Origin of the sequence: Streptomyces cahuitamycinicus, assembly GCF_002891435.1 — a bacterium.
Lineage (GTDB): Bacteria > Actinomycetota > Actinomycetes > Streptomycetales > Streptomycetaceae > Streptomyces > Streptomyces cahuitamycinicus.
Map to the genome: position 1 here is coordinate 15098 of NZ_POUC01000029.1, position 22153 is coordinate 37250.

The 22153-nt window shown below is 71.8% G+C and carries 15 protein-coding genes, 1 tRNA gene and 1 pseudogene; 2 read left to right on the top strand and 15 right to left on the bottom strand.

The genetic code is table 11. The features are described from left to right. Window positions 1–410: 410 nt before the first annotated feature. A pseudogene (locus C1J00_RS48180) lies at window positions 411–791 on the top strand (tyrosine-type recombinase/integrase); the annotation flags it as partial. 47 nt (window positions 792–838) lie between these two features. On the opposite strand, the gene C1J00_RS06615 reads toward C1J00_RS48180, so the two are convergent. The 11 genes from C1J00_RS06615 to bldG form a co-directional block, all read right to left on the bottom strand. Then, a tRNA-Thr gene (locus C1J00_RS06615) sits at window positions 839–912 on the bottom strand. A 106-nt stretch (window positions 913–1018) separates the two neighbouring features. Then, window positions 1019–2641, bottom strand: coding sequence for an alpha/beta hydrolase (locus tag C1J00_RS06620; protein WP_102908095.1), 1623 nt, complete (start codon window positions 2639–2641; stop codon window positions 1019–1021). Between the two features lie 328 nt (window positions 2642–2969). Further along, a complete protein-coding gene (locus tag C1J00_RS06625) occupies window positions 2970–4175 on the bottom strand; it encodes a DNA polymerase III subunit delta' (RefSeq protein ID WP_102908096.1) in 1206 nt (401 codons plus the stop codon). Window positions 4176–4304: 129 nt separating this feature from the next. Further along, window positions 4305–7592, bottom strand: coding sequence for a dTMP kinase (tmk, locus tag C1J00_RS06630; RefSeq protein ID WP_102908097.1), 3288 nt, complete (start codon window positions 7590–7592; stop codon window positions 4305–4307). Window positions 7593–7746: 154 nt separating this feature from the next. Continuing rightward, window positions 7747–10575, bottom strand: a complete 2829-nt coding sequence (gene topA / locus C1J00_RS06635; RefSeq protein WP_102908098.1) for a type I DNA topoisomerase — start codon at window positions 10573–10575, stop codon at window positions 7747–7749. A 246-nt stretch (window positions 10576–10821) separates the two neighbouring features. After that, window positions 10822–11019: a hypothetical protein gene (locus tag C1J00_RS06640; RefSeq protein WP_102908099.1), complete on the bottom strand. Its 198-nt coding sequence runs from the start codon at window positions 11017–11019 to the stop codon at window positions 10822–10824. A gap of 251 nt (window positions 11020–11270) precedes the next feature. Further along, window positions 11271–12800, bottom strand: coding sequence for a DUF7059 domain-containing protein (locus tag C1J00_RS06645; RefSeq protein WP_102908100.1), 1530 nt, complete (start codon window positions 12798–12800; stop codon window positions 11271–11273). Window positions 12801–13145: 345 nt separating this feature from the next. Next, the gene (locus C1J00_RS06650; RefSeq protein WP_180989440.1) at window positions 13146–13736 is read right to left on the bottom strand and encodes a small secreted protein; all 591 of its coding nucleotides are present in this window, start codon (window positions 13734–13736) and stop codon (window positions 13146–13148) included. 194 nt (window positions 13737–13930) lie between these two features. After that, window positions 13931–16336, bottom strand: coding sequence for a sodium-translocating pyrophosphatase (locus tag C1J00_RS06655; RefSeq protein WP_102908102.1), 2406 nt, complete (start codon window positions 16334–16336; stop codon window positions 13931–13933). Window positions 16337–16607: 271 nt separating this feature from the next. Continuing rightward, entirely contained in the window at window positions 16608–17036 is a 429-nt protein-coding gene (locus C1J00_RS06660) for an ATP-binding protein (protein WP_102908103.1), read from the bottom strand. A gap of 121 nt (window positions 17037–17157) precedes the next feature. Further along, window positions 17158–17499 (bottom strand): anti-sigma factor antagonist BldG, encoded by a 342-nt coding sequence (gene bldG, locus C1J00_RS06665; RefSeq protein WP_003991900.1) that lies wholly within the window; start codon window positions 17497–17499, stop codon window positions 17158–17160. 78 nt (window positions 17500–17577) lie between these two features. Here bldG and C1J00_RS06670 point away from each other — a divergent pair, with 78 nt between their 5' ends. Then, on the top strand, window positions 17578–20106 hold the full coding sequence (locus tag C1J00_RS06670; RefSeq protein WP_245936230.1) for a DEAD/DEAH box helicase: 2529 nt from the start codon (window positions 17578–17580) through the stop codon (window positions 20104–20106). On the opposite strand, the gene C1J00_RS06675 is transcribed toward C1J00_RS06670, so the two are convergent. The 4 genes from C1J00_RS06675 to C1J00_RS06690 all read right to left on the bottom strand — a co-directional run. After that, window positions 19997–20362, bottom strand: coding sequence for an Rv3654c family TadE-like protein (locus C1J00_RS06675; protein WP_245936232.1), 366 nt, complete (start codon window positions 20360–20362; stop codon window positions 19997–19999). The two genes, C1J00_RS06670 and C1J00_RS06675, sit on opposite strands and share 110 nt — an antisense overlap. A gap of 389 nt (window positions 20363–20751) precedes the next feature. After that, window positions 20752–21111 carry a TadE family type IV pilus minor pilin gene (locus C1J00_RS06680; RefSeq protein ID WP_102908105.1) on the bottom strand — a complete coding sequence of 120 codons (360 nt, stop codon included), beginning with the start codon at window positions 21109–21111 and terminating at the stop codon, window positions 20752–20754. Beyond that, the gene (locus C1J00_RS06685) at window positions 21098–21307 is read right to left on the bottom strand and encodes a DUF4244 domain-containing protein (protein ID WP_102908106.1); all 210 of its coding nucleotides are present in this window, start codon (window positions 21305–21307) and stop codon (window positions 21098–21100) included. Before C1J00_RS06685 ends, C1J00_RS06680 begins: the two co-directional genes overlap by 14 nt. A gap of 69 nt (window positions 21308–21376) precedes the next feature. Further along, window positions 21377–22153, bottom strand: a 777-nt coding sequence (locus tag C1J00_RS06690; protein WP_245936231.1) for a type II secretion system F family protein, incomplete at its 5' end; no start/stop codon positions are given.

Here is a 22153-nt window from a genome sequence, read left to right on the forward strand (position 1 = left end):
CGGGTGCGGCGGTCGCGTCGGTCGCGGGGCTGCCGGGTGTGGGCGAGACCACTCTCGCCCATGCGGTGGGGCATGCCGCCCTCGGCAAGGGGTGGTTCACCGCGGTACAGATGGTGAATCTCCGCGGTTACGATCCGACCCCTGTCCCGCCTGAGGACGCCCTGGAGGCGCTGCTGCGAGCCCTCGGTGTCGCGGCGGAGCACATCCCGCCCACACTGGACGAACGTGAGGGGCTCTACCGGTCCCAACTCGATGCTCTGGCACAGCAGGAGCAGCGGGTTCTGATCCTGGCGGACAATGCCTCGACGTCGGACCAGGTCCAGCCGCTGCTGTCGGCCCGTCACCACGCCGTGCTGGTGACCTCCCGGCACACCCTGCCCGGACTCGGCGCGCGCCTGTTTAACCTCCACCCTCTCCAGCCGGATGCCGCAGTCGACTTGCTGCACCAGCGGCTGGAAGTCGCGGATCCCGACGACCGGCGGGTCTGCATCTCGCGGCTTGCACATTGCGAGTTGCCCGATCTTGACGGAAGCCGCCACACCGCCGGCACCACCCTCAACGAGCTGGGCGTGGACATGCCCACGATCATGGAGATCCTCCGAAACACCCAGATCAGCCAGACCCGGCGTTACATGAAGGGACGCTCCCACCTGTCCAAGGACGCCATGCGACGCATGGGCGAGTTCTTCGTACCCGCGCCGACGACACCGATTCCGGGCCCCACTGAGACCAGAACTGAGACCGCCGACACCCGCGCAGCACGCACGCAGCGCCGCCGCCGAATCCGCTGAAACGAGAAAACCCAGCTCAGACACTGTCTGGACTGGGTTTCGAAGAGAGCCGCCTTCGGGATTCGAACCCGAGACCTACGCATTACGAGTGCGTTGCTCTGGCCATCTGAGCTAAGGCGGCGCGCTGTCCGCACTATGGTGCGATCAGCAACGACGGTAAGTCTACACAGTTTCCGAGAGTGCTCCGAACCAGCCCCGGGGCGGGCCCTCCGGGGCCGGGAGCAGGGCTATGAGCAGCGCTTTCCGTCGGTGGGCGGGGTGCCGCGCAGGAGGTAGGCGTTGATCGTCCGGTCGATGCAGGAGCTGCCGCGGCCGTAGGCCGTGTGGCCGTCGCCCTCGTAGGTGAGCAGGCGGGCCGAGGAGAGCTGGCCGGCCAGGGCCTGCGCCCAGCGGTAGGGGGTCGCCGGGTCCCGGGTCGTGCCGACCACGACGATGGGCGCCGCGCCCTTCGCCTCGATCCGGTGCGGCTCACCCGTGGCGTGCACCGGCCAGTACGCGCAGTTCAGTGCGGCCCACGCCAAGCCCTCGCCGAACACCGGCGATGTCTTCTCGAACTCGGGCAGCGCCCCCCGCACGTCGTCGGGAGTGTCGAAGGAGGGCGGCAGGTCCAGGCAGTTCACCGCCGCGTTGGCGAACATCAGGTTGCTGTAGGCGCCGTCGGCGTCCCGGTCGTAGTAGCCGTCGGACAGGACGAGCAGCCCGGAGCCGTCGTTCTCCTTCATCGCGGACGTCAGTGCCTCGCGCAGCTGCTCCCAGGCACCCTCGTCGTACATGGCCGCGATCACACCGGTCGTGGCGAGGGACTCGGTGAGCTTGCGGCCGTCCCCGTCGGCCGTGGGAACGGGCTGCGTGTCGAGCTTCTCGAAGAACGCCTTGAGGTTGTCGCCGACCCGCTCGGGTGGGGTGCCCTTGCCGCCCAGCGGGCAGTCGGCCTGCCGTACGCAGTCCTTCGCGAAGGACCGGAACGCCGTCTCGAAGCCCGCCGTCTGTTCGAGGTTCAGCCGCCGGGCCGGCAGCGACGGGTCCATCGCGCCGTCCAGCACCAGCCGCCCCGCCCGGTCCGGGAAGAGCCCGGCGTACGTGGCCCCGAGGAAGGTGCCGTAGGAGGCGCCGACGAAGTTCAGCTTCTCGTCGCCGAGCACCGCCCGCACGATGTCCATGTCCCGGGCCGCCTCCACGGTGGACACATGGCGCAGCAGCCGGGGCGCGTCCGCGCCGCAGCCCTCGGCGAACGTCCGGTACGCCGCGACCAGCCCGTCCGTCTCCTTCCCGTCGTCGGGCGTGGCGTCCGTCTGCGTGTACGTGTCCATGCCCGGCCCGTCCAGACACTCGACGGGTTCACTGCGGGCCACGCCGCGCGGGTCGACCGCGACCATGTCGTAGCGGGCGCGCACCTCGGCCGGGTAGCCGATGCCCGCGTACGACTGGACGTAGCCGACCGCCGAGCCGCCCGGTCCGCCAGGGTTGACGAGCAGCGAACCGAGCCGCTTGCCGGGGCCCGTGGCCTTCTTGCGGGTGACGGCCAGCCGGACGTCGCCCGAGGACGGTTCGGCGTAGTCGAGGGGTGCCTTGAGGGTGGCGCACTCGAAGCCGGGAACACCGCAGCCGCGCCAGGCCGGCTTCTGCCCGTAGTACGACGAGAGCGCCGCGGGCGTGGCCTGCGGCAGCGCGACCAGTGCCGCCTCCGCCGCCGCGGAGGCGGCGGACGTCGTCGCGCTGCCGGAGGAGCAGGCGGAGACGAGCAGCGCGGCGGTGGCGAGGAGACCGGCGGCGGTCTTGGCCCGGTTGCGTGTCCTGCGGTGGAGAGCGCCGGAGCCGGAGGCGGAGCGGGGGGTGCGCCGTGTGTACATCCAGCGAGCGTAACTCTGGGCGACGGAATGGGTGCCGTGCGTGCGTGTCGTGCCTCTTACGAGTTACGGCGTCAACGCATGCCCGGCCGGTGGTCCGGGGCGTCTCTCCGGTCAGGGGTCCGGCCCGTGTGCCCGGCCCCTGTGTCCGGCGCGCGTGCCCGGCCCCTGTCCGGCGCGCCTGTCCCCCTGTGTCCGGCGCGCGTCCGCCCCGTGTGTCCGGCACGCGTGCCCAGCCCCTGTGTCCGGCGCGCGTGCCCAGCCCCTGTGTCAGCCGCGCGTGTTCCCCTGTTTTCCGGCGCGCGCCCGCCCCCTGTGTCCTGCCGGTCCCTCAGCCCGCTCTGAGCGCCATCGTCATCGCCTCCACCGCGAGCAGCGGCGCCACGTTGCGGTCGAGGGCGTCGCGGCAGGCGGCGATCGCCTCGATGCGGCGGAGTGTGGACTCCGGGGAGCTGCCGCGGGCGAGGCGCTCCAGGGCGTCCTGGGCGTCCGCGTTGGCGATGGCCACGCGCGAGCCGAGCTGGAGGGCGAGGACGTCACGGTAGAAGGCTGTGAGGTCGGTCAGGGCGAGGTCGAGGCTGTCACGCTGCGTGCGCGTTCTGCGGCGCTTCTGCTTGTCTTCCAGATCCTTCATCACACCCGCGGTACCCCGGGGCATGCGGCCGCCCTGGGCGGCACCGAGGGCGGCCTTGAGCTCCTCGGTCTCCTTGGAGTCCATCTCCTCCGCGAGCTGCTTGGCGTCCTCGGCGGCCGCGTCGACGAGCTCCTGGGCGGCCTTGAGCGCGCCGCCGATGTCCTCGACGCGCAGCGGCAGCCTGAGCACGGCGGCACGGCGTTCACGCGCGGCCGGGTCGGTGGCCAGGCGGCGCGCCCGGTCGACGTGGCCCTGGGTCGCGCGGGCCGCGGCGGCGGCGACGTCCGGCTCGATGCCCTCGCGGCGGACGAGCATGTCGGCGATGGCGTCGACCCTGGGTGTGCTCAGGTTCAGGTGGCGGCAGCGCGAGCGGATGGTCGGCAGGACGTCCTCGACGGAGGGGGCGCACAGCAGCCACACCGTACGCGGGGCGGGCTCCTCCACGGCCTTGAGGACGGCGTTGGCCGACTTCTCGTTCAGCCGCTCGGCGTCCTCGACGAGGATGATCTGCCAGCGGCCGGTGGCCGGCGACGTGAACGACTTGCGGACGGTGTCGCGCATGTCGTCGGCGAGGATCTGCGCGCCGACGGCGGCGACGGTGGTGACGTCGGCGTGGGTGCCGATGAGTGCCGTGTGGCAGCCGTCGCAGAAGCCGCAGCCCGGGGAGCCGCCGAGGGCGCGGTCCGGGCTGACACACTGCAGCGCCGCGGCGAACGCGCGCGCCGCCTGGTTCCGCCCGGCGCCGGGCGGGCCGGTGAACAGCCACGCGTGCGTCATCTTCGACGCCTCGGGCGGCGGCGTGCCGGTGGTGGCCGCGGTGACCAGGGCGTCGGCATCCCGGGCGGCAGCGGCCAGCTGCTCGCTCACCCTCTCCTGCCCGACGAGGTCGTCCCACACGGTCATGGGTCACGCCGCCCTTCCGTCACGTGCTGCGTTGCGAGATCCATTGTGGGGGCGACCACTGACAACGCCCGCCGCCCCCACCCGACCCGCAGTGCGGAGGCAGGGCTCCCACGGTGGCCGCCGGAGGCGTCAGCGCCCCCGGCCGCCCCGGCCCCGGCGTCCGCGCCTGTCGTCCGGCTCGTCGTCGTGCGGTCCGAGCAGTTCGTCCGCCAGCGACGGCAGGTCGTCCAGCGGCGTCTCCTCGGCCCAGTCGGACCGGCGGCGGCGCGGCGTACCGTCGGCGTCCACCTGGGGCATCTCCCGCGTACGGTCCTCGGTTCCGTCGGGCCGGGCGGCCGGGGCGTCCTTCCGGAAGTACTCGGGCGGAACCCGGTCCGTCGGTTCGTCCCCGCGCACCGGCGGGAGGACGGCCGTCTCCTCGGCGTCCTCCGGCCGGACCGGAGGCAGCACCGCCGTCTCGTCGGCCGCTCCGGAGGCCTCCCGGTCGCGCACCGGCGGCAGGACCTCGGTCTCGTCCCCGGCGCGAGGCGGGACCGGCGGCAGAACCTCCGTCCGCTCCCCGGCAGTAGGCGGCATCGGCAGCTCCGCCGTCACCTCGGCGTCGGACTCACCGGAGGACCGGCCCGCACCCTGCTCGTCGTCCCGTACCGGGCGCAGCACGGTCGTGTCGTCCCCCGCACCCCCCGGTGTCACCACCGGGGTGGGCACGGTCGCCGCGTCCTGAGCGGCCGCGGCAGGGGCGGCACCCTGCGCGCGTGAGCTCTTCGGGGCGGAGCTCTTCGGGGCGGAGCTCTTCGGCCCGGCCTCGGCCGCGGCGGCGGCCGCCTCCGCGAGCCGCCGTGCCTCCTCGGCCCGCAGCAGCGCCGCCTCGGCCTTGCGCTGCTTGTCCAGGCGGAGCGCCTCGGCCTCGGCGCGCAGTCGCGCCTCCTCCTCGGCCTGCTTGCGGCGGCGATCCTCGTCGGCCTTGCGGCGGGCCTCCTCCTCGGCGCGGGCCTTCTCCTCCGCGAGGAGCCGAGCCCGCTCCTCCTCCGCCTTCCTGCGCGCTTCCTCGGCCCGGCGACGGGCCTCCTCCGCCTGCCGTTCGGCCTCGCGCCGCTGGGCCTCCTCCAGCTCGCGCCGCTTGCGCTCCTCCTCCTCGGCGCGCAGCTTGGCCAGCTGCTCCTGGCGCTCGCGCTCCAGGCGCTCCTCCTCGGCCTTGCGGGCGGCCTCCTCCTCGGCCTTGCGGCGGGCCTCCTCCTCGGCCTTCTTCCGTGCCTCCTCCTGGGCCTTGATCTCGGCCTCGGACAGCGGCAGCACCTGGTCGAGCCGGTGCCGGACGACCGTCGTGACGGCCTCGGGCTCCTGGCCGGCGTCCACCACCAGGTACCGTCCCGCGTCGGCCGCGGCCAGGGTGAGGAAACCGGCCCGCACGCGCGCGTGGAACTCGGCGGGCTCCGACTCCAGCCGGTCGGGCGCCTCGGTGAACCGCTCACGCGCGGTCTCCGGGGCGACGTCCAGCAGCACGGTCAGATGCGGCACGAGCCCGTTCGTCGCCCAGCGGTTGATCCGGGCGATCTCCGTCGGCGACAGATCACGGCCGGCGCCCTGGTAGGCGACGGACGAGTCGATGTACCGGTCGGAGATGACGACCGCGCCGCGCTCCAGGGCGGGCCGTACGACGGTGTCGACGTGCTCGGCCCGGTCGGCGGCGTAGAGCAGCGCCTCCGCGCGGTGCGACAGGCCCGCGCTCGACACGTCCAGCAGGATCGAGCGCAGCCGCTTGCCCACCGGCGTCGCCCCCGGCTCGCGCGTCAGCACGACCTCGTGGCCCTTGGCGCGGATCCACTCGGCGAGCGCCTCGGCCTGGGTCGACTTGCCGGCCCCGTCACCACCCTCCAGGGCGATGAAGAAGCCGGAGGCCGCCTGCCCCTCCTCCGGGTCGTCGCCGCCGAGCAGCGCGTCCTTCAGGTCCTTGCGCAGCGGCACGCCGGAACGGTCGTCGACCTTGGCCAGCACCAGCGCGGCGATGGGCAGCAGCAGGGCGCCGGTCAGCATGAGCGTGAAGGCCGCGCCGCCGTGGGCGAAGACGAACTTGCCGCCCTCCAGCCGGTGCGGCCCGATCGCCGCCGCCACCAGCGGGGCGATCACCGCACCGAGCGCCACGCAGACCCGGACGACCGCGTGCAGGTGCTCCGTCGTGCGGGAGCGCCGGTACTCCTCGGTCTCCTGGTCGAGCAGGGTGTGCCCGATGTTGGCGGACAGGCCCGCGCCGACGCCGGCCAGCGCGAGGATCAGCAGCACGGTGGTGACGTCCGGGACCAGCCCGGCGGCCAGCAGGGCGACACCGGTGAAGGCGATCGTCAGCGCGAGCAGCCGGCGGCGCGACAGGGCGGGCACCAGGGCGGGCGCCGTACGGATGCCGACGACCACCCCGCCGGTCAGCGCGGCCACGAACAGGCCGTAGAGGACCGGGCCGCCGCCCAGGTCGTTGGCGTGCAGCACGGCGACGGCGACGGCGGCCGACACCGCGGCGGCGACGGCCGCGCAGGACAGGACCAGCAGCGGCATCGCGCCGGTGCGGCCCTTGTCGGCGCCGGCGCCGGTCTTCGGGCGGCGCAGCCCCTCCAGCGGCGACCGCGCGCGCGGGGTGCGCGTGCCGGGCAGCTCCAGGAAGGTCAGCACGGACAGGGACGCGGCGAACAGCCCGGCGGCCACGTAGGAGGCGAGGGCCGCCTGGTGCTGGCCGAACCAGTCGATGCCGGCGCCCAGCAGGTTGTTGAACAGGGCCGCGACGACCAGGGCGACGGCGGCGAGCGGGATCGCCACGAAGCCGGTGCGCAGTGACAGGCGGCGCAGGGCGTCCATGTGGTCGGGCAGCGGCCGGACCGTCGCGCCCTCCGGCGGCGGGGCGGGGAGCAGCGCGGGGGCCGCGCTCTCGCGGCACACCGTCCAGAACCGCTCGGCGACCCCCATCACGAAGGCCGTGACAAGCAGGACGGCCAGTGCGTTGTCGGGCGTCCAGTCGATCCACAGGGGCGCGACGATGAGCAGCGCCGCGCGCAGCCCGTCGGCGCCCACCATGGTCCAGCGGCGGTCGAGCGGGCCGTCCTGCGAGGTGAGCGCGGTGAGCGGGCCGAGCAGGACGGCGCCGAACAGGAGTGTCGCGAGGATGCGCACCCCGAAAACGGTCGCCACTGCGAACGCCACACCCCGGTAGCCGCCCCCGAACGAGCCCTCGGCGACGGCCGTCTGGAGCGCGAGGACGACCAGCACGAGAAGGGCGAGGGTGTCCCCCACGCCGCCCACGAGCTGTGCGCTCCACAACCGCTTCAGCTGAGGTCGTCGCAGCAGGGCGCGGACGGCACGCTCGCGGGAGTCCGCGACCAGGGCGTCGTCGGGGGCGGGCTGAGGGGCCGTTGGGTGGTCGGCTCGCGTCATGCGTTCAGCCTATCGGGAGCCACCGTCACCCCGGGGGGCGCGGTCTGGCATGCGCACGCCCCGACACCGAAGTGTTGCCGGGGCGTTCGCTTTCCGAACCCTGGGCGAAGACCCGGACGCGGTGGTCCGGGTTCCGCACAGGGCTCGAACGACCTCAGTCCTCCGCGGCCTTGGCGGCGGTCGCCGTCTTGGCGGCCGTCTTCTTCGCGGTGGTCTTCTTCGCCGTCGTCTTCTTCGCGGTCGTGGTCTTCTTCGCCGCGCTCTTCTTGGCCGTCGTCGTCTTCTTCGCCGGCGCCTTCTTGGCCGCCTTCTTCGCGGTCTTCTTCGCCGGCCCCTTGGCGCGCTTCTCGGCGAGCAGCTCGAAACCGCGCTCCGGGGTGATTTCCTCGACGCTGTCGCCGGAGCGCAGGGTCGCGTTGGTCTCCCCGTCGGTGACGTACGGACCGAAGCGGCCGTCCTTGACCACGACCGGCTTCTCGCTCACCGGATCGGTGCCCAGCTCCTTCAGCGGCGGCTTGGCCGCGGCCCGGCCACGCTGCTTGGGCTGGGCGTAGATCGCCAGAGCCTCCTCAAGCGTGATCGTGAAGAGCTGCTCCTCGGCCTGGAGCGAGCGGGAGTCGGTGCCCTTCTTCAGGTACGGGCCGTAGCGGCCGTTCTGCGCGGTGATCTCCTGGCCCTCGGCGTCGGCGCCGACGACACGCGGCAGCGACATCAGCTTCAGGGCCTCGTCGAGGGTCACCGTGTCCAGGGACATCGTCTTGAACAGGGACGCCGTGCGTGGCTTGACCGCGTTCTTGCCCGTCTTCGGGGTGCCCTCGGGGAGGATCTCCGTCACATACGGGCCGTAGCGGCCGTCCTTGGCGACGATCGTGTGGCCGGTGGCCGGGTCCGTGCCCAGCTCGTAGTCGCCGCTCGGCTTGGCGAGCAGCTCCTCCGCGAGGTCGACGGTCAGTTCGTCGGGCGCCAGGTCGTCGGGGATGTCGGCGCGCTGGTGCTGCTCGGTGTCCTTCTCGCCGCGCTCGATGTACGGGCCGTAGCGGCCGACCCGCAGCACGATGCCGTTGGCCACCGGGAACGACGACACCTCGCGCGCGTCGATCGCGCCCAGGTCCGTCACCAGCTCCTTGAGGCCGCCGAGGTGGTCCCCGTCGCCGTTGCCGGCGTCGGCGGCACCGCCCCCGCCTGTGCCCTCGCCGAAGTAGAACCGCTTCAGCCACGGCACGGACTTCGCCTCGCCGCGGGCGATGCGGTCGAGGTCGTCCTCCATCCTGGCGGTGAAGTCGTAGTCGACGAGGCGCCCGAAGTGCTTCTCCAGGAGGTTGACCACGGCGAAGGACAGGAAGGACGGCACCAGGGCCGTGCCCTTCTTGAACACGTAGCCGCGGTCCAGGATCGTGCCGATGATCGACGCGTACGTCGACGGGCGGCCGATCTCGCGCTCTTCCAGCTCCTTGACCAGGGAGGCCTCGGTGTAGCGGGCCGGGGGCTTGGTGGCGTGCCCGTCGACCGTGATCTCCTGGGCGCTCAGAGCGTCGCCCTGGGAGACCTGGGGCAGCCGGCGCTCGCGGTCGTCGAGCTCCGCGTTCGGGTCGTCGGCACCCTCCACGTAGGCCTTCAGGAAGCCGTGGAAGGTGATCGTCTTGCCGGACGCGCTGAACTCGACGTCCCGGCCGTCGGCCGCCGTGCCGCCGATCTTCACCGTGACGCTGTTGCCGGTCGCGTCCTTCATCTGGGAGGCGACGGTCCGCTTCCAGATCAGCTCGTAGAGCTTGAACTGGTCGCCGGTCAGTCCGGTCTCGGCGGGAGTGCGGAAACGGTCACCCGAGGGGCGGATCGCCTCGTGCGCCTCCTGCGCGTTCTTGACCTTCCCGGCGTACGTCCTCGGCTGCGGCGGCAGGTAGTCGGCGCCGTACAGCTGCGTGACCTGGGCACGGGCGGCGGAGACCGCCGTGTCGCTCAGGGTCGTGGAGTCCGTACGCATGTAGGTGATGTAGCCGTTCTCGTACAGCTTCTGCGCGACCTGCATCGTGGCCTTCGCGCCGAAGCCGAGCTTGCGGCTGGCCTCCTGCTGCAGCGTCGTCGTACGGAACGGGGCGTACGGCGAGCGGCGGTACGGCTTGGACTCCACGGAGCGGACGGCGAACGGCGTCTGCTCCAGGGCGGCGGCCAGGGCGCGGGCGTTCGCCTCGTCGAGGTGGAGGGTGTTCGCGCTCTTCAGTTGTCCCAGGGAGTCGAAGTCGCGGCCCTGCGCGACCCGCCTGCCGTCGACGGTCTGCAGGCGGGCGACCAGCGACGACGGGTCCGACTGGTCTCCCGCGCGGCCGGTCGCGAAGGTGCCCGTCAGGTCCCAGTACTCAGCCGAACGAAAGGCGATGCGCTCGCGTTCCCGCTCCACCACGAGACGTGTGGCGACCGACTGGACGCGGCCGGCCGACAGGCGCGGCATGACCTTCTTCCACAGGACCGGCGAGACCTCGTAGCCGTAGAGACGGTCGAGGATGCGGCGCGTCTCCTGGGCGTCGACCAGCTTCTGGTTGAGCTGGCGCGGGTTGGCCACGGCGGCTTGGATCGCGGCCTTGGTGATCTCGTGGAAGACCATCCGCTTGACCGGGACCTTGGGCTTGAGCACTTCCTGGAGGTGCCAGGCGATGGCCTCGCCCTCGCGGTCCTCATCGGTGGCGAGGAAGAGTTCGTCGGACTCCTTCAGCAGGTCCTTGAGCTTCTTGACCTGCGCCTTCTTGTCGGCGTTGACCACATAGATCGGCTGGAAGTCGTGTTCGACGTCCACACCGAGGCGGCGGACCTCGCCGGTGTACTTCTCGGGCACCTCGGCGGCGCCGTTGGGAAGGTCGCGGATGTGCCCGACGCTCGCCTCGACGATGTAGCCGGGGCCGAGATAGCCCTTGATCGTCTTCGCCTTGGCAGGCGACTCGACGATGACGAGTCGGCGGCCGCCCTTCGCGGTCTCGCTGGTCGGGGACAACTTCGCTCTTCTCTCCGGTCGACGCTGGGGCCTCCCCGGAGTCGCTCACCGGGGCTGGGTACGTGCTGACGCTGCGGAGTGTGACGGTACATCCCGCCCCCGTGTCAAACGGGAAAAGCCCGCAACGGCCACTCGAACGGTAACCCGACTACCACCAATCCTGCCGCCCGGCGTAGCGGGAGCCGGCCCGGCCCTGTGCGCACTGCGACGCCCCGGTCACCCGCGGGCACGGCGCCGGAGGGGGCCTCAGAGGCGAGTGAAGCACCAGGTTCCGGCCGCCAGGGCGAGCACCGCGACGGCGCCGGCGAGGGTCGCCGACGCGACCGGCCTGACACCATCGGCGACGGGCCGGTCCTGACGCACGCGGGCCACCGTCCACGCCAGCAACCCGCCTCCGAACAGGGAGAACACCGCTCCCGCGAAGATCGCCGGTTCACTCTCCATGCCCCGCCGCGCCCCTTTTCCGCTGTCCGCGCATCCCCAGCCAGGGGAGGCTGACACGCGCGGGCGGCGGGCAGGCGAAGCCGAGGTGAACGCAGAGGCGACCCGGTACCGGATCAAGGTCGTCCGGTTCCTCACGAACGTCTCGGACGAGGTGTTCAAATCGACTCGAATTTGTTGGCGAGCCGCCTCGAAGTCCCCGGGTTTGTTGGCGAGCCGCCTCGAAGCCCCCGGGTCGCACCTCGGCGGTCCGCTCAGCGGACCGGCTCCAGGAACCCCTGCTCGACCAGCAGCCGGATCTGGGCCGGTGTGCGGTCGCGCAGCAGCACCGGGTCCTCACCGATCAGCTGGGCGATGGCGTCGAGGATGCGTCCCGCGCTCATCGTGCCGTCGCACACGCCCGCGAAGCCCGCGCCGACCGTGTCCACCCGGGTCGCCCGGCGCATGCCGCGGTTCTGCCGCAGCACCACATGCTCGGGGTCCTCCGCGCCGGGCAGCCCGACCTGCTCCTGCACGACCTCGGCGGCGAGCCGGAAATGTCCTGCGAGCAGCGCGGCGTCGTCTTGGCCGCGCAGGTGGTCGAGCCGGTCGAAGTGGGCCTGGATCGTGTCACCGAGCGGCTGCTCGACCGGGTGCGGCCACTCCTCCACCGTGAGCGAGGGCACGGCGGCACTGGTCCTGCGCAGGGTGATCCAGCCGAGGCCGACGGCCTTCACCTTGCGCGCCTCGAACTCGTCGAGCCATGCGTCGTACCGGGCCTGGTACTCCGCCGCGTCACCCTGGTGGTCGCCCGCGTCACGCAGCCACAGCTCGGCGTACTGGTTGACGTCCTGCACCTCGCGCTGCACGATCCACGCGTCGCAACCCCGGGGCACCCATGACCTGAGCCTGTCCTGCCAGTCCTCCCCTTCCACGTGCTGCCAGTTGGCGAGGAACTGCGCGAACCCGCCCTCGTTCAGGCGGTCGCCCGCCTGCTGAACGAGCGTGCGGCACAGATCGTCCCCGCCCATCCCGCCGTCGCGGTAGGTGAGCCGGGCGCCGGGCGAGATCACGAAGGGCGGGTTGGAAACGATCAGGTCGTACGTCTCGCCGCTCCGCACGGGTTCGAAGAGGGAGCCCTCGCGCAGGTCGGCGGCCGCGGTGCCGGACAGCGCCAGCGTGAGAGCGGTGATGTGCAGGGCACGCGGATTGCGGTCGGTGGCCACCACGCGCGTGGCGTGCTGGGCGGCGTGCAGGGCCTGGATGCCGGAGCCGGTGCCGAGGTCGAGCGCGGCGGCGACGGGCGTACGGACGGTGATGCCTGCGAGGGTCATCGAGGCGCCGCCGACTCCGAGGACGACGCCCTCCTCGTGCCGGCCGATCCCGCCGGCGCCGCCGACCGCGCAGCCGAGGTCCGACACGATGAACCAGTCCTCGCCGCCGGGCCCGCCATAGGGCCGGACGTCCACCGTCGCGGCGAGTTCGTCCCCGCCGGCCCGGGCCAGCCAGCCGCTCTCCAGGCAGGCTTCCACGGGCAGGACCTCGGCCACGCGCGGGTGCGGCACGGGCTGCTGGAGCAGGAACAGCCGGACGAGCATCTCCAGGGGCGTGTCCCCGCGGGTCGCCCGGAGCGCGGGCACGATCTCGCTCCGGGCCAGCGCCGCGTACGCGGGGGCGCCGAGCAGTTCGAGCAGTCCGTCGGCGGTGAAGGAGGCCGCGAGCAGGGCGTCCCGGAGCCGGGCGGCGGCTTCGGGACGGTCGGAGGCGGGCAGCGTGGGCAGGGATGACTGGCTGGCGTTACTCACGCCCCCATTGTGGCCGCCGGCGCCAGTGCCGCACGCGCCCGTGCGGGAGTTCGCGTGAGCTTCGGCCGCCCGACACAAGGAGCTCAGCCGGTACGACATGCGCACTGGACTCGGCAGTCACCGCAGGCCCTGCGGACACGTCCGGCTCAGCTCGATCGCCGTATCCCCTCCGTGCCGACGGTCGGTGACGCCGTCGGGCTTCGCGAACGGGCCCGCGGCGCGCTGCTGGCCGTCGGGCCTGCTCAGCAGCCGGACCTGGTCAGCCGTCGGGCCTGTTCATCCGTCGGGCCGCTCAGCCGTCGCCATCCGGGTGCCGAGCCGCCCGCTGCCCTGTTCCCCGGCTTCTCAGCTCTGTGTGGCCCCCGCCGACGCCGTGGCCGACTTGCAGCTGGACTGCTTGGCCATCGCCTGGCCTACCTCGCCCTCCTCCAGGTTCCTGAGGGCGTCGTTGCCGCTCTGGCTCAGCTTGTCCAGCTCGGTGGCGATGTCCTTCAGGCCGTCGGCGAACTTCCCCTGGTCCTTGGTGTCCAGCCCGTCGACCTGCTTCTTCAGGGAGGCGTACGAGGTGGAGATCGTGTTGAGCTCCTTGACCGCGTCCCGCTGCTTCTTCTCGCCGTTCTCGACGTCCGGCGCCCCGGCCTTGTTCACGGCGGTCCCGATCGCCTTGTAGGCGTCGGACATGTCCTGGAAGGCCTGTGCGTCGGTCTTCTGGACGTTCTCGGGCGTGCTGTTGTCCGAGGTCTCCTTCTGGATCGCGGCATTGGCCGACTCGATCTTCTTGGCCTGCGGCTGCACGGCGTCACAGACCTGCTTGGCCCAGGAGTCCAGCTTCTCGTTGCTGTCGTCGCCGCCGCAGCCCGACAGCGCCAGTACCAGTACCGCACCGCCGGACAGTGCGGCCGCGAGCTTCTTGTTCACCGGTTTGGTCCCTTCCATGGCTCTCGGCCCCGGAACATACACGCCAGATGCACGACAACCGCACGCCGAACGTCTATTAAGACCGTTTTGTAACCTTTTGCACCAAGCGAGATAAGGCTCACGCGTGAGCGTGTACCCACACAGCGCGGGCGGGCGACGCGTCAACGCGCGCCGCCCGCCCGCACCTTGGAACTGGGGCTCGAAGGACCTCCCTACGAAACCACCGCCGGATCGGCCGACTTGGGCTCCGTCCCGGCGTTGTCTTCGTCACCCATGGCGATTCCTCGCCGCTTCGACACGTACACCGCACCGGCGATCACGACGAACGCGAGCGCGGCGATCAGGATCCGCACGCCGATGCTCTTGTCCGGGCCGTAGGAGAACTTGATCACCGCGGGCGCGATGAGCAGGGCCACCAGGTTCATGACCTTCAGCAGCGGGTTGATCGCGGGTCCCGCGGTGTCCTTGAAGGGATCGCCGACCGTGTCTCCGATCACGGTCGCCGCGTGGGCCTCGCTGCCCTTGCCGCCGTGGTGGCCGTCCTCGACGAGTTTCTTGGCGTTGTCCCAGGCGCCACCGGAGTTGGCGAGGAACACCGCCATCAGCGTGCCCGCGCCGATCGCGCCCGCCAGGAACGCGCCGAGCGGGCCGACGCCGAGCGTGAACCCGATGAAGACGGGCGCCAGCACGGCCAGCAGACCGGGCGTGGCGAGCTCGCGCAGGGCATCTCGGGTGCAGATGTCGACGACCTTGCCGTACTCCGGTTTCTCGCTGTAGTCCATGATCCCGGGCTTCTCGCGGAACTGCCGCCGCACTTCGTAGACCACGGAACCCGCCGACCTCGACACGGCGTTGATCGCCAGCCCCGAGAAGAGGAAGACGACCGCGGCACCGGCGACGAGACCCACGAGGTTGTTGGGCTGCGAGATGTCCATCATCAGACTCATCGGGGCGCCTTCCCCGCTGAGTTGCTCGCCGACGTCCCGCGCGCCGGTGAAGATCGCGTCGCGGTACGACCCGAACAGTGCCGCCGCAGCGAGCACGGCCGTGGCGATCGCGATGCCCTTGGTGATCGCCTTGGTGGTGTTGCCGACCGCGTCCAGGTTGGTGAGCACCTGCGCGCCCGCGCCCTCGACGTCACCGGACATCTCCGCGATGCCCTGCGCGTTGTCGGAAACCGGCCCGAAGGTGTCCATCGCGACGATCACACCGACCGTGGTGAGCAGGCCGGTGCCGGCCAGCGCCACCGCGAACAGCGCCAGCATGATCGACGTGCCGCCGAGCAGGAATGCCCCGTACACCCCGAGGCCGATCAACAGGGCGGTGTACACGGCGGATTCGAGACCCACGGAGATACCGGCGAGGACGACGGTGGCCGGGCCGGTGAGGGAGCTCTTGCCGATGTCCCGGACGGGACGGCGGGTGGTCTCGGTGAAGTAGCCGGTCAGTTGCTGGATCAGGGCGGCGAGGATGATGCCGATGGCCACCGCGACGAGCGCTAGGACCCGCGGGTCGCCGTCCTTGCCCAGGATCTCGGTGTCGGTGACACCGTCGAGCTCGGAGTACTTCCCCGGCAGGTAGACGAAGACGGCCACCGCCACCAGCACCAGCGAGATCACCGCGGAGATGAAGAATCCGCGGTTGATGGCGCTCATACCGCTGCGGTCGGCGCGCCTGGGCGCCACCGCGAAGATGCCGATCATGGCGGTGATCACACCGATCGCCGGCACGAGCAGCGGGAAACCGAGCCCGGCGTCACCGAAGGCCGCCGAGCCGAGGATCAGCGCCGCGACCAGCGTCACGGCGTACGACTCGAAGAGGTCGGCCGCCATGCCCGCGCAGTCTCCGACGTTGTCGCCCACGTTGTCGGCGATGGTCGCGGCATTGCGCGGGTCGTCCTCCGGAATGCCCTGTTCGACCTTGCCGACCAGGTCGGCGCCGACGTCGGCCGCCTTGGTGAAGATGCCACCGCCGACACGCATGAACATCGCGATCAGCGCGGCCCCGAGGCCGAAGCCCTCGAGCACCTTCGGCGCGTCGGCCGCGTAGACCAGCACCACGCAGGAGGCACCGAGCAGGCCGAGGCCCACCGTGAACATGCCGACCACGCCGCCCGTGCGAAAAGCGATCTTCATCGCCTTGTGCGAAACGGTGGTCAGATCCTTTTCCGGCTCGCCTTCCGCCGGGGTGGCTTCACGTGCCGCCGCGGCGACACGCACATTGCTGCGTACGGCGAGCCACATGCCGATATAGCCCGTGGCCGCCGAGAACGCCGCTCCGATCAGGAAGAACACCGACCGTCCGGCACGCTGATTCCAGTCGTCCGCGGGCAGCAGCATGAGCAGGAAGAAAACGACCACGGCGAATACGCTGAGCGTGCGCAGTTGACGGGCCAGATAGGCGTTCGCGCCCTCCTGGACCGCTGCCGCGATCTCCTTCATGCTGTCGGTGCCCTCGCCGGCCGCGAGTACCTGGCGCACCAGGACGCCCGCGACCGCCAGTGCCGCCAGTGCGACGACCGCGATGACCACGATGAGGATGCGGTTGCCATCGGTCAGCACCGCGGCTGCGAGGTCGGTGGGATGACCCGACTGTTGTGAGAGGTAAAGCCCCGCCATTCGTCCTCCTTGACGCTTGGGCTGAGCTCAAGATGTGGACGGGATTGTAGGTACCGGAACCTGATCAAAACAGAGCGCGATAAACGGAATTGGACTTCCGTGGTAATGCCCTGAAAGCATTCTTAGGCTGCCGGAGGGCACGCGAATGATCGTGAACGAATTCACGCGGTGAACGGCACAGGAACTACTGTAAAGGCGAGCACTGACACCCGCACACGACGAAGGGCCCCACGGGTGGGGCCCTTCGGAAGAACGGTGTGCGGTGGCGGGGTCAGACCAGGATCGTCGGCGGCGGCGTGGTCGGCCAGGTCATCTTGATGAGCCCGCCGTGCTCCCCCGCGCTGACCTCGACGTCGTCGACGAGTCCGCTGATGACCGCGAGGCCCATCTCGTCCTCGTCGGCCTCACCGTCGGGGCCGCCGCCGGAGGCATCCCCGCCGGCCACCGCGTGCGGGGCCTCGTCGCCGACCTCGATGGAGAACTGCTTCTCCTCCTCGATCAGCAGCACCTTCACCGGTGCCGAGATCCCGCCGGTCTGGTGCAGCCCGACGGCCCGGGTGCACGCCTCGCCGACGGCGAGCCTGACCTCGTCGAGGACTGCCTCGTCCACTCCGGCCCTGCGCGCCACCGCTGCCGCCACCAGCCGGGCGGTCCTGACGTGCTCGGGCAGCGCGCTGAAGCGGAGCTCAACGGTGGCCATGCATCCCCCTCGCAACTACGGGCGTGCTGTCGGGAGGCTCCGGGCGACCGAAGCCCGGACCCCCTCGGTCTTCACTTTCGCCGAACGACGGCCGGCCCGGGCTCATGGCCCGGGTCCGGTGTCAGTCGGTGGCCGCAACCGCTTCCTCGACCGAGGTGTGAATCGGGAACACCTTGGTGAGGCCGGTGATACGGAAGATCTTCAGAATGCGCTCCTGGTTACAGACCAGGCGCAGGGAGCCCTCATGGGCCCGCACGCGCTTCAGGCCGCCGACCAGTACGCCGAGCCCGGTGGAGTCGAGGAAGTCCACGCCCTCCATGTCGACGACAAGGTGGAAACTGCCGTCGTTCACCAGCTCGACCAACTGCTCGCGCAGCTTGGGCGCGGTATATACGTCGATTTCGCCACCGACCCTGACGATCGTGCGATCGCCCATGGTTTCGGTCGACAGGGACAGGTCCACGGATCCTCCAGCACCTTGCTATCGAGCGGTCGCCCTAGGGGCATTCGGCTTCAGCCCCTGGACGCTTCGCCAGCCGCGATGGCATTCAATCACTTACCGGCAGGCGTGCACGACGCCTTGGCTCCATTGTCCGTCACGCCAGTGACACACTCGGTGCCGATGGCCAAGAATCACCGATCCGATCGAACCCGGACGGACCCTGCCTCCCGACCCGCGCCGGACGCGGTCCTGGACCGGCTCGCGTCCGGTCCGGGCAGGGCTTCGCGCATTACTCATACGGAGCACTTGCCCCCACGTGAGGGTCGGCATGCCGTCTGGCCGGACCGGATCCGCGCGGAGGTCGTCGCGGCCGTGCGTGCCGCGGGCATCGAGCATCCCTGGGCCCACCAGGCACGCGTGGCGGAACACGCCCTGGACGGCGATTCGGTCGTCGTCGCCACCGGTACGGCCTCCGGCAAGTCCCTCGCCTACCTCGTGCCGGTCCTGTCCGCCCTCGTGGAAGGCTCGGAGGCTCCGAACGGCCGCGGCGCGACCACCCTCTACCTGGCTCCCACCAAGGCTCTCGCGGCGGACCAGTGCCGTTCCGTGAAGGAACTTTCACATCCTCTGGGTCATTTGGTTCGCGCAGCCGTGTACGACGGGGATACTCCGTTCGAGGAACGCGAGTGGATCCGCCAGTACGGCAACTACGTCCTGACCAACCCGGACATGCTGCACCGCGGCATCCTGCCGTCCCATCCCCGCTGGTCCTCCTTCCTGAAGTCGCTGAAGTACGTCGTCATCGACGAGTGCCACACCTACCGGGGCGTCTTCGGCTCGCACGTCGCCCAGGTGCTGCGCAGGCTGCGCCGGCTGTGCGCCCGGTACGGCGCGTCTCCCGTGTTCCTGCTGGCCTCCGCGACCGCCGCCGAGCCCGCGGTGGCCGCCCGCCGCCTGACCGGTGTGCCGGTGCTGGAGGTGGCCGACGACGCCTCCCCACGCGGTGAACTGGTCTTCGCCCTCTGGGAACCGCCGCTGACCGAGCTGCACGGCGAGAAAGGCGCCCCCGTCCGCCGCACGGCCACCGCCGAGGCCGCCGACCTGCTGACCGACCTCACCGTGCAGGGCGTGCGCTCGGTCGCGTTCGTCCGCTCCCGGCGCGGCGCCGAGCTGATCTCGGTCATCTCCCAGGAGCGTCTCGCCGAGGTCGACCGGTCGCTGGCCGGGCGTGTCGCGGCGTACCGGGGCGGCTATCTCCCCGAGGAGCGCCGCGCTCTCGAACAGGCCCTCCATTCGGGTGAACTCCTGGGCCTCGCCGCGACGAACGCCCTCGAACTCGGCATCGACGTCTCCGGCCTCGACGCGGTCGTCATCGTCGGCTACCCCGGCACGCGCGCCTCCCTGTGGCAGCAGGCGGGCCGGGCCGGACGGTCCGGGCAGGGCGCCCTCGCCGTCCTGGTCGCCCGCGACGACCCGCTGGACACCTTCCTCGTCCACCACCCCGAAGCCCTGTTCGACCAGCCCGTCGAATCGACCGTCCTCGACCCGGACAACCCCTACGTGCTGGCCCCGCACCTGTGCGCGGCCGCCGCGGAGCTGCCCCTGACGGACGAGGACCTCGACCTGTTCGGCCCGGCCGGCAGGGGTCTCCTGCCGCAGCTGGAGGCCGCGAAGCTGCTGCGCCGCCGCACCCGGGCCTGGCACTGGACCCGTCGCGAGCGCGCCGCCGACCTGACCGACATCCGCGGTGAGGGCGGACGCCCGGTCCAGGTCGTGGAGACCGGCACGGGCCGGCTGCTCGGCACAGTCGACGCGGGCGCCGCGCACTCGACGGTCCACGAGGGAGCGGTCCACCTCCACCAGGGCCGCACGTACCTGGTGCGCTCACTGGACCTGGAGGACTCCGTCGCCCTCGTCGAGGAGGCGGCCCCGCCCTACTCCACGGTCGCCCGCGACACGACGTCGATCTCCGTCCTGGAGAAGGACGTCGAGGTCCCCTGGGGTGACGGCCGCCTCTGCTACGGCTCCGTCGAGGTCACCAACCAGGTCGTCTCCTACCTCCGCAGAAGGCTCATCTCCGGTGAGGTGCTCGGTGAGACCAAACTCGACCTCCCTCCTCGTACGCTGCGCACCCGCGCCGTGTGGTGGACCGTCACCGAGGACCAGCTGGACCGGGCCCGGATCAACCCGGAGATCCTCGGCGGCTCCCTGCACGCCGCAGAACACGCGTCGATCGGCCTGCTGCCGCTCTTCGCGACCTGCGACCGCTGGGACATCGGCGGCGTGTCGATCCCGCTCCACCCCGACACGCTCCTGCCCACGGTCTTCGTCTACGACGGCCATCCGGGTGGCGCGGGCTTCGCGGAGCGTGCCTTCCACACCGCCCGCAGCTGGCTGACCGCCACCCGCCAGGCCATCGCCTCCTGCGAGTGCGACGCCGGCTGCCCGTCCTGCATCCAGTCCCCCAAGTGCGGCAACGGCAACGACCCGCTGCACAAGAGGGGGGCCGTGCGGCTCCTCACGGTGCTGCTGGAGGGGGCTCCCGAGGAGAAGGAGACGGCGGACGAGGCACCTGAGCAGCCGCCGGGAGATCCGGCAGACCCGTCGGAGGCCCCGCCCGGGCCCTGACCTCCGCCGTGAACGGCCCGCGTCCCGACGCCGCCGTCACCTCCGAGATCTCCCCGGCCACCTCGCACCGCACGAGCCGCACGCCCTGTGCCCGGGCCACCCGGCCGGCCCGGGCACAGGCAGCCGTAGCACCGTCGGCCCAGTGGTCCGCCGCGGCGAGCGCCGCGAGGTCCGCACCGCCCGCCGCACGATGCCGGATGACGACGGCCTGCCCGAGCGCGAGAACGACACCGAACACCACGCACAGCACGGCGATCGCCCCGACACTCCAGACGCTGGCGGACCCTCGGTCCGAGCCGAAACTCCAGAGGCCGCCGAATCCGCGGCCCGGGCGGGCACGCCTGACACCGGCGGACCCCTGGCACGGCCCGCCGAAACTCCAGAGGCCGCCGAATCCGCGGCCCGGGCGGGCACGCCTGACACCGGCGGACCCCTGGCACGGCCGGACGCTCCTGACACCGACGGACCCACCACCCGGGCCGGCACTCCTGACGGCGGCGGGCCCGCCGCCCGGGCTGGCACACCGGACGGCGGCGAATCCCCGGCCCGGGCCGGCACCCTTGACGCCGACCGACCCACCGCCCAGGCCGGCACCCCTGACGGCGGTCGATGCCCAGTCCCGACCGGCTTTCCTTCGGTCCCGTCTCACGTGCCCACCGCCTCCTCCACCGACGCCACGGCCTCCTCGCGCACAGCGAAGGACAGACCGCGCAGCACCGGCGGCTCCGCCACGACGACCACTCGGACGTGCTCCGCGTCCCGGCTGACGGTCACCTTCGCGCCCGGCGGCGCCGCCTCGCGGGTCAGCTTCACGACCGCACCGGGCGGATCCTGCCGCGCCGCCGCACGCGCGCCCGTCCGCGCCGCGTCCACGCACTGGATCTGCGCGGCCACGACCAGCAGCCCCCACACCAGCGCCATCGCGAACATCACCAGAACGGGCAGCACCACGGCCGATTCCGCCGTGACGAACCCCCGGTCCGCGCCCCGCTCACATCCGCGCACTGAGGGCGTCCTTCACGATGTTCTGCAACTCCGCGCTGACCGGGCCGCTCGTGACGACCTTGTAGAGCACCACCGCGAACGCCACCGCCGCGACGATTCCCATCGCGTACTCGGAGGTGACCATCCCCGCGTCCCGTCGCGCTGCCCGCATCCCGCACACCAGGGCACGCAGCCGTGCCCGTACCGCCTGATACATCTCAACCCCCGTGGGAAAGAGTCCGAACTTCTTTTCTCATTGCTCACTTGCTTCGGGTCGGTCGCCGTGTCATCCACCACCCCCTCCGAGCACCCCTTCCGCGAGCCCGATCACCACGGGCAGCACGCCGACCGCGATGAAGGCGGGCAGGAAGCACAGCCCGACCGGCGCACTGACCATCACGCCCGCTCGCCGGGCCCGGGCCGTCGCGGCACGGCCCCAGTCGGCCCGGGCCTCCGCGGCGAGCCGCGCGACCGGTACCGCGGCGGGCAGTCCGGACACATCGGCCCGTTCCAGCAGCCGGGCCAGACCTCCAGCGCCCGGGACGGCGCCCAGCCTCCGCCAGGCCGGGCCCGGTTCGCCGCCCAGCCGTACCTCCGCCGCACCGCGGGCGAAGGCGTCACCGACAGGGCCGCCCAGGGCCTCGCCCACCGCCTGCGCGGCGATCACCGGGCCTGCGCCCGCCGCGATGCAGGCAGCCAGCAGATCGGCGGCCAAGGGCAGTTGGCGCGCGGCCTCGGCGAGGTCGGGCGCCCCGGGGTCCGCGCCGGGCGTCTCCTGCCTGAGCCGCCACCGCCACAGCCCCACGGCGCCGGCCAGTCCCACCGCGGCCCCGGTGAGGCCTCCGGCGAGCAGCCATCCGGCGCACACCACGCCCACAGGGGCCAGCCACGTCCGCGCGGCCCCGCGCCATGCCCGCCGTCGGACGGGAACAACCGCTTCCCGGGCCCCCGACAGCTCGGTCAGCCGCCGGCGCATCCTCCGGCGGCGCCGCGCCTCCACCAACCACCGCGCCAGCCACCCACAGGTCAGCACGATCCCCACGGCCGCCCCCAGCCTGTGGAC

Coding starts and splice junctions, on each gene's coding strand:
- C1J00_RS06620 (WP_102908095.1), bottom strand. CDS start 2,641: ATGTACACACGGCGCACCCCCCGCTCCGCCTCCGGCTCCGGCGCTCTC.
- C1J00_RS06625 (WP_102908096.1), bottom strand. CDS start 4,175: ATGACCGTGTGGGACGACCTCGTCGGGCAGGAGAGGGTGAGCGAGCAG.
- tmk (WP_102908097.1), bottom strand. CDS start 7,592: ATGACGCGAGCCGACCACCCAACGGCCCCTCAGCCCGCCCCCGACGAC.
- C1J00_RS06640 (WP_102908099.1), bottom strand. CDS start 11,019: ATGGAGAGTGAACCGGCGATCTTCGCGGGAGCGGTGTTCTCCCTGTTC.
- C1J00_RS06650 (WP_180989440.1), bottom strand. CDS start 13,736: ATGGAAGGGACCAAACCGGTGAACAAGAAGCTCGCGGCCGCACTGTCC.
- C1J00_RS06655 (WP_102908102.1), bottom strand. CDS start 16,336: ATGGCGGGGCTTTACCTCTCACAACAGTCGGGTCATCCCACCGACCTC.
- C1J00_RS06660 (WP_102908103.1), bottom strand. CDS start 17,036: ATGGCCACCGTTGAGCTCCGCTTCAGCGCGCTGCCCGAGCACGTCAGG.
- C1J00_RS06670 (WP_245936230.1), top strand. CDS start 17,578: ATGGCATTCAATCACTTACCGGCAGGCGTGCACGACGCCTTGGCTCCA.
- C1J00_RS06685 (WP_102908106.1), bottom strand. CDS start 21,307: ATGTATCAGGCGGTACGGGCACGGCTGCGTGCCCTGGTGTGCGGGATG.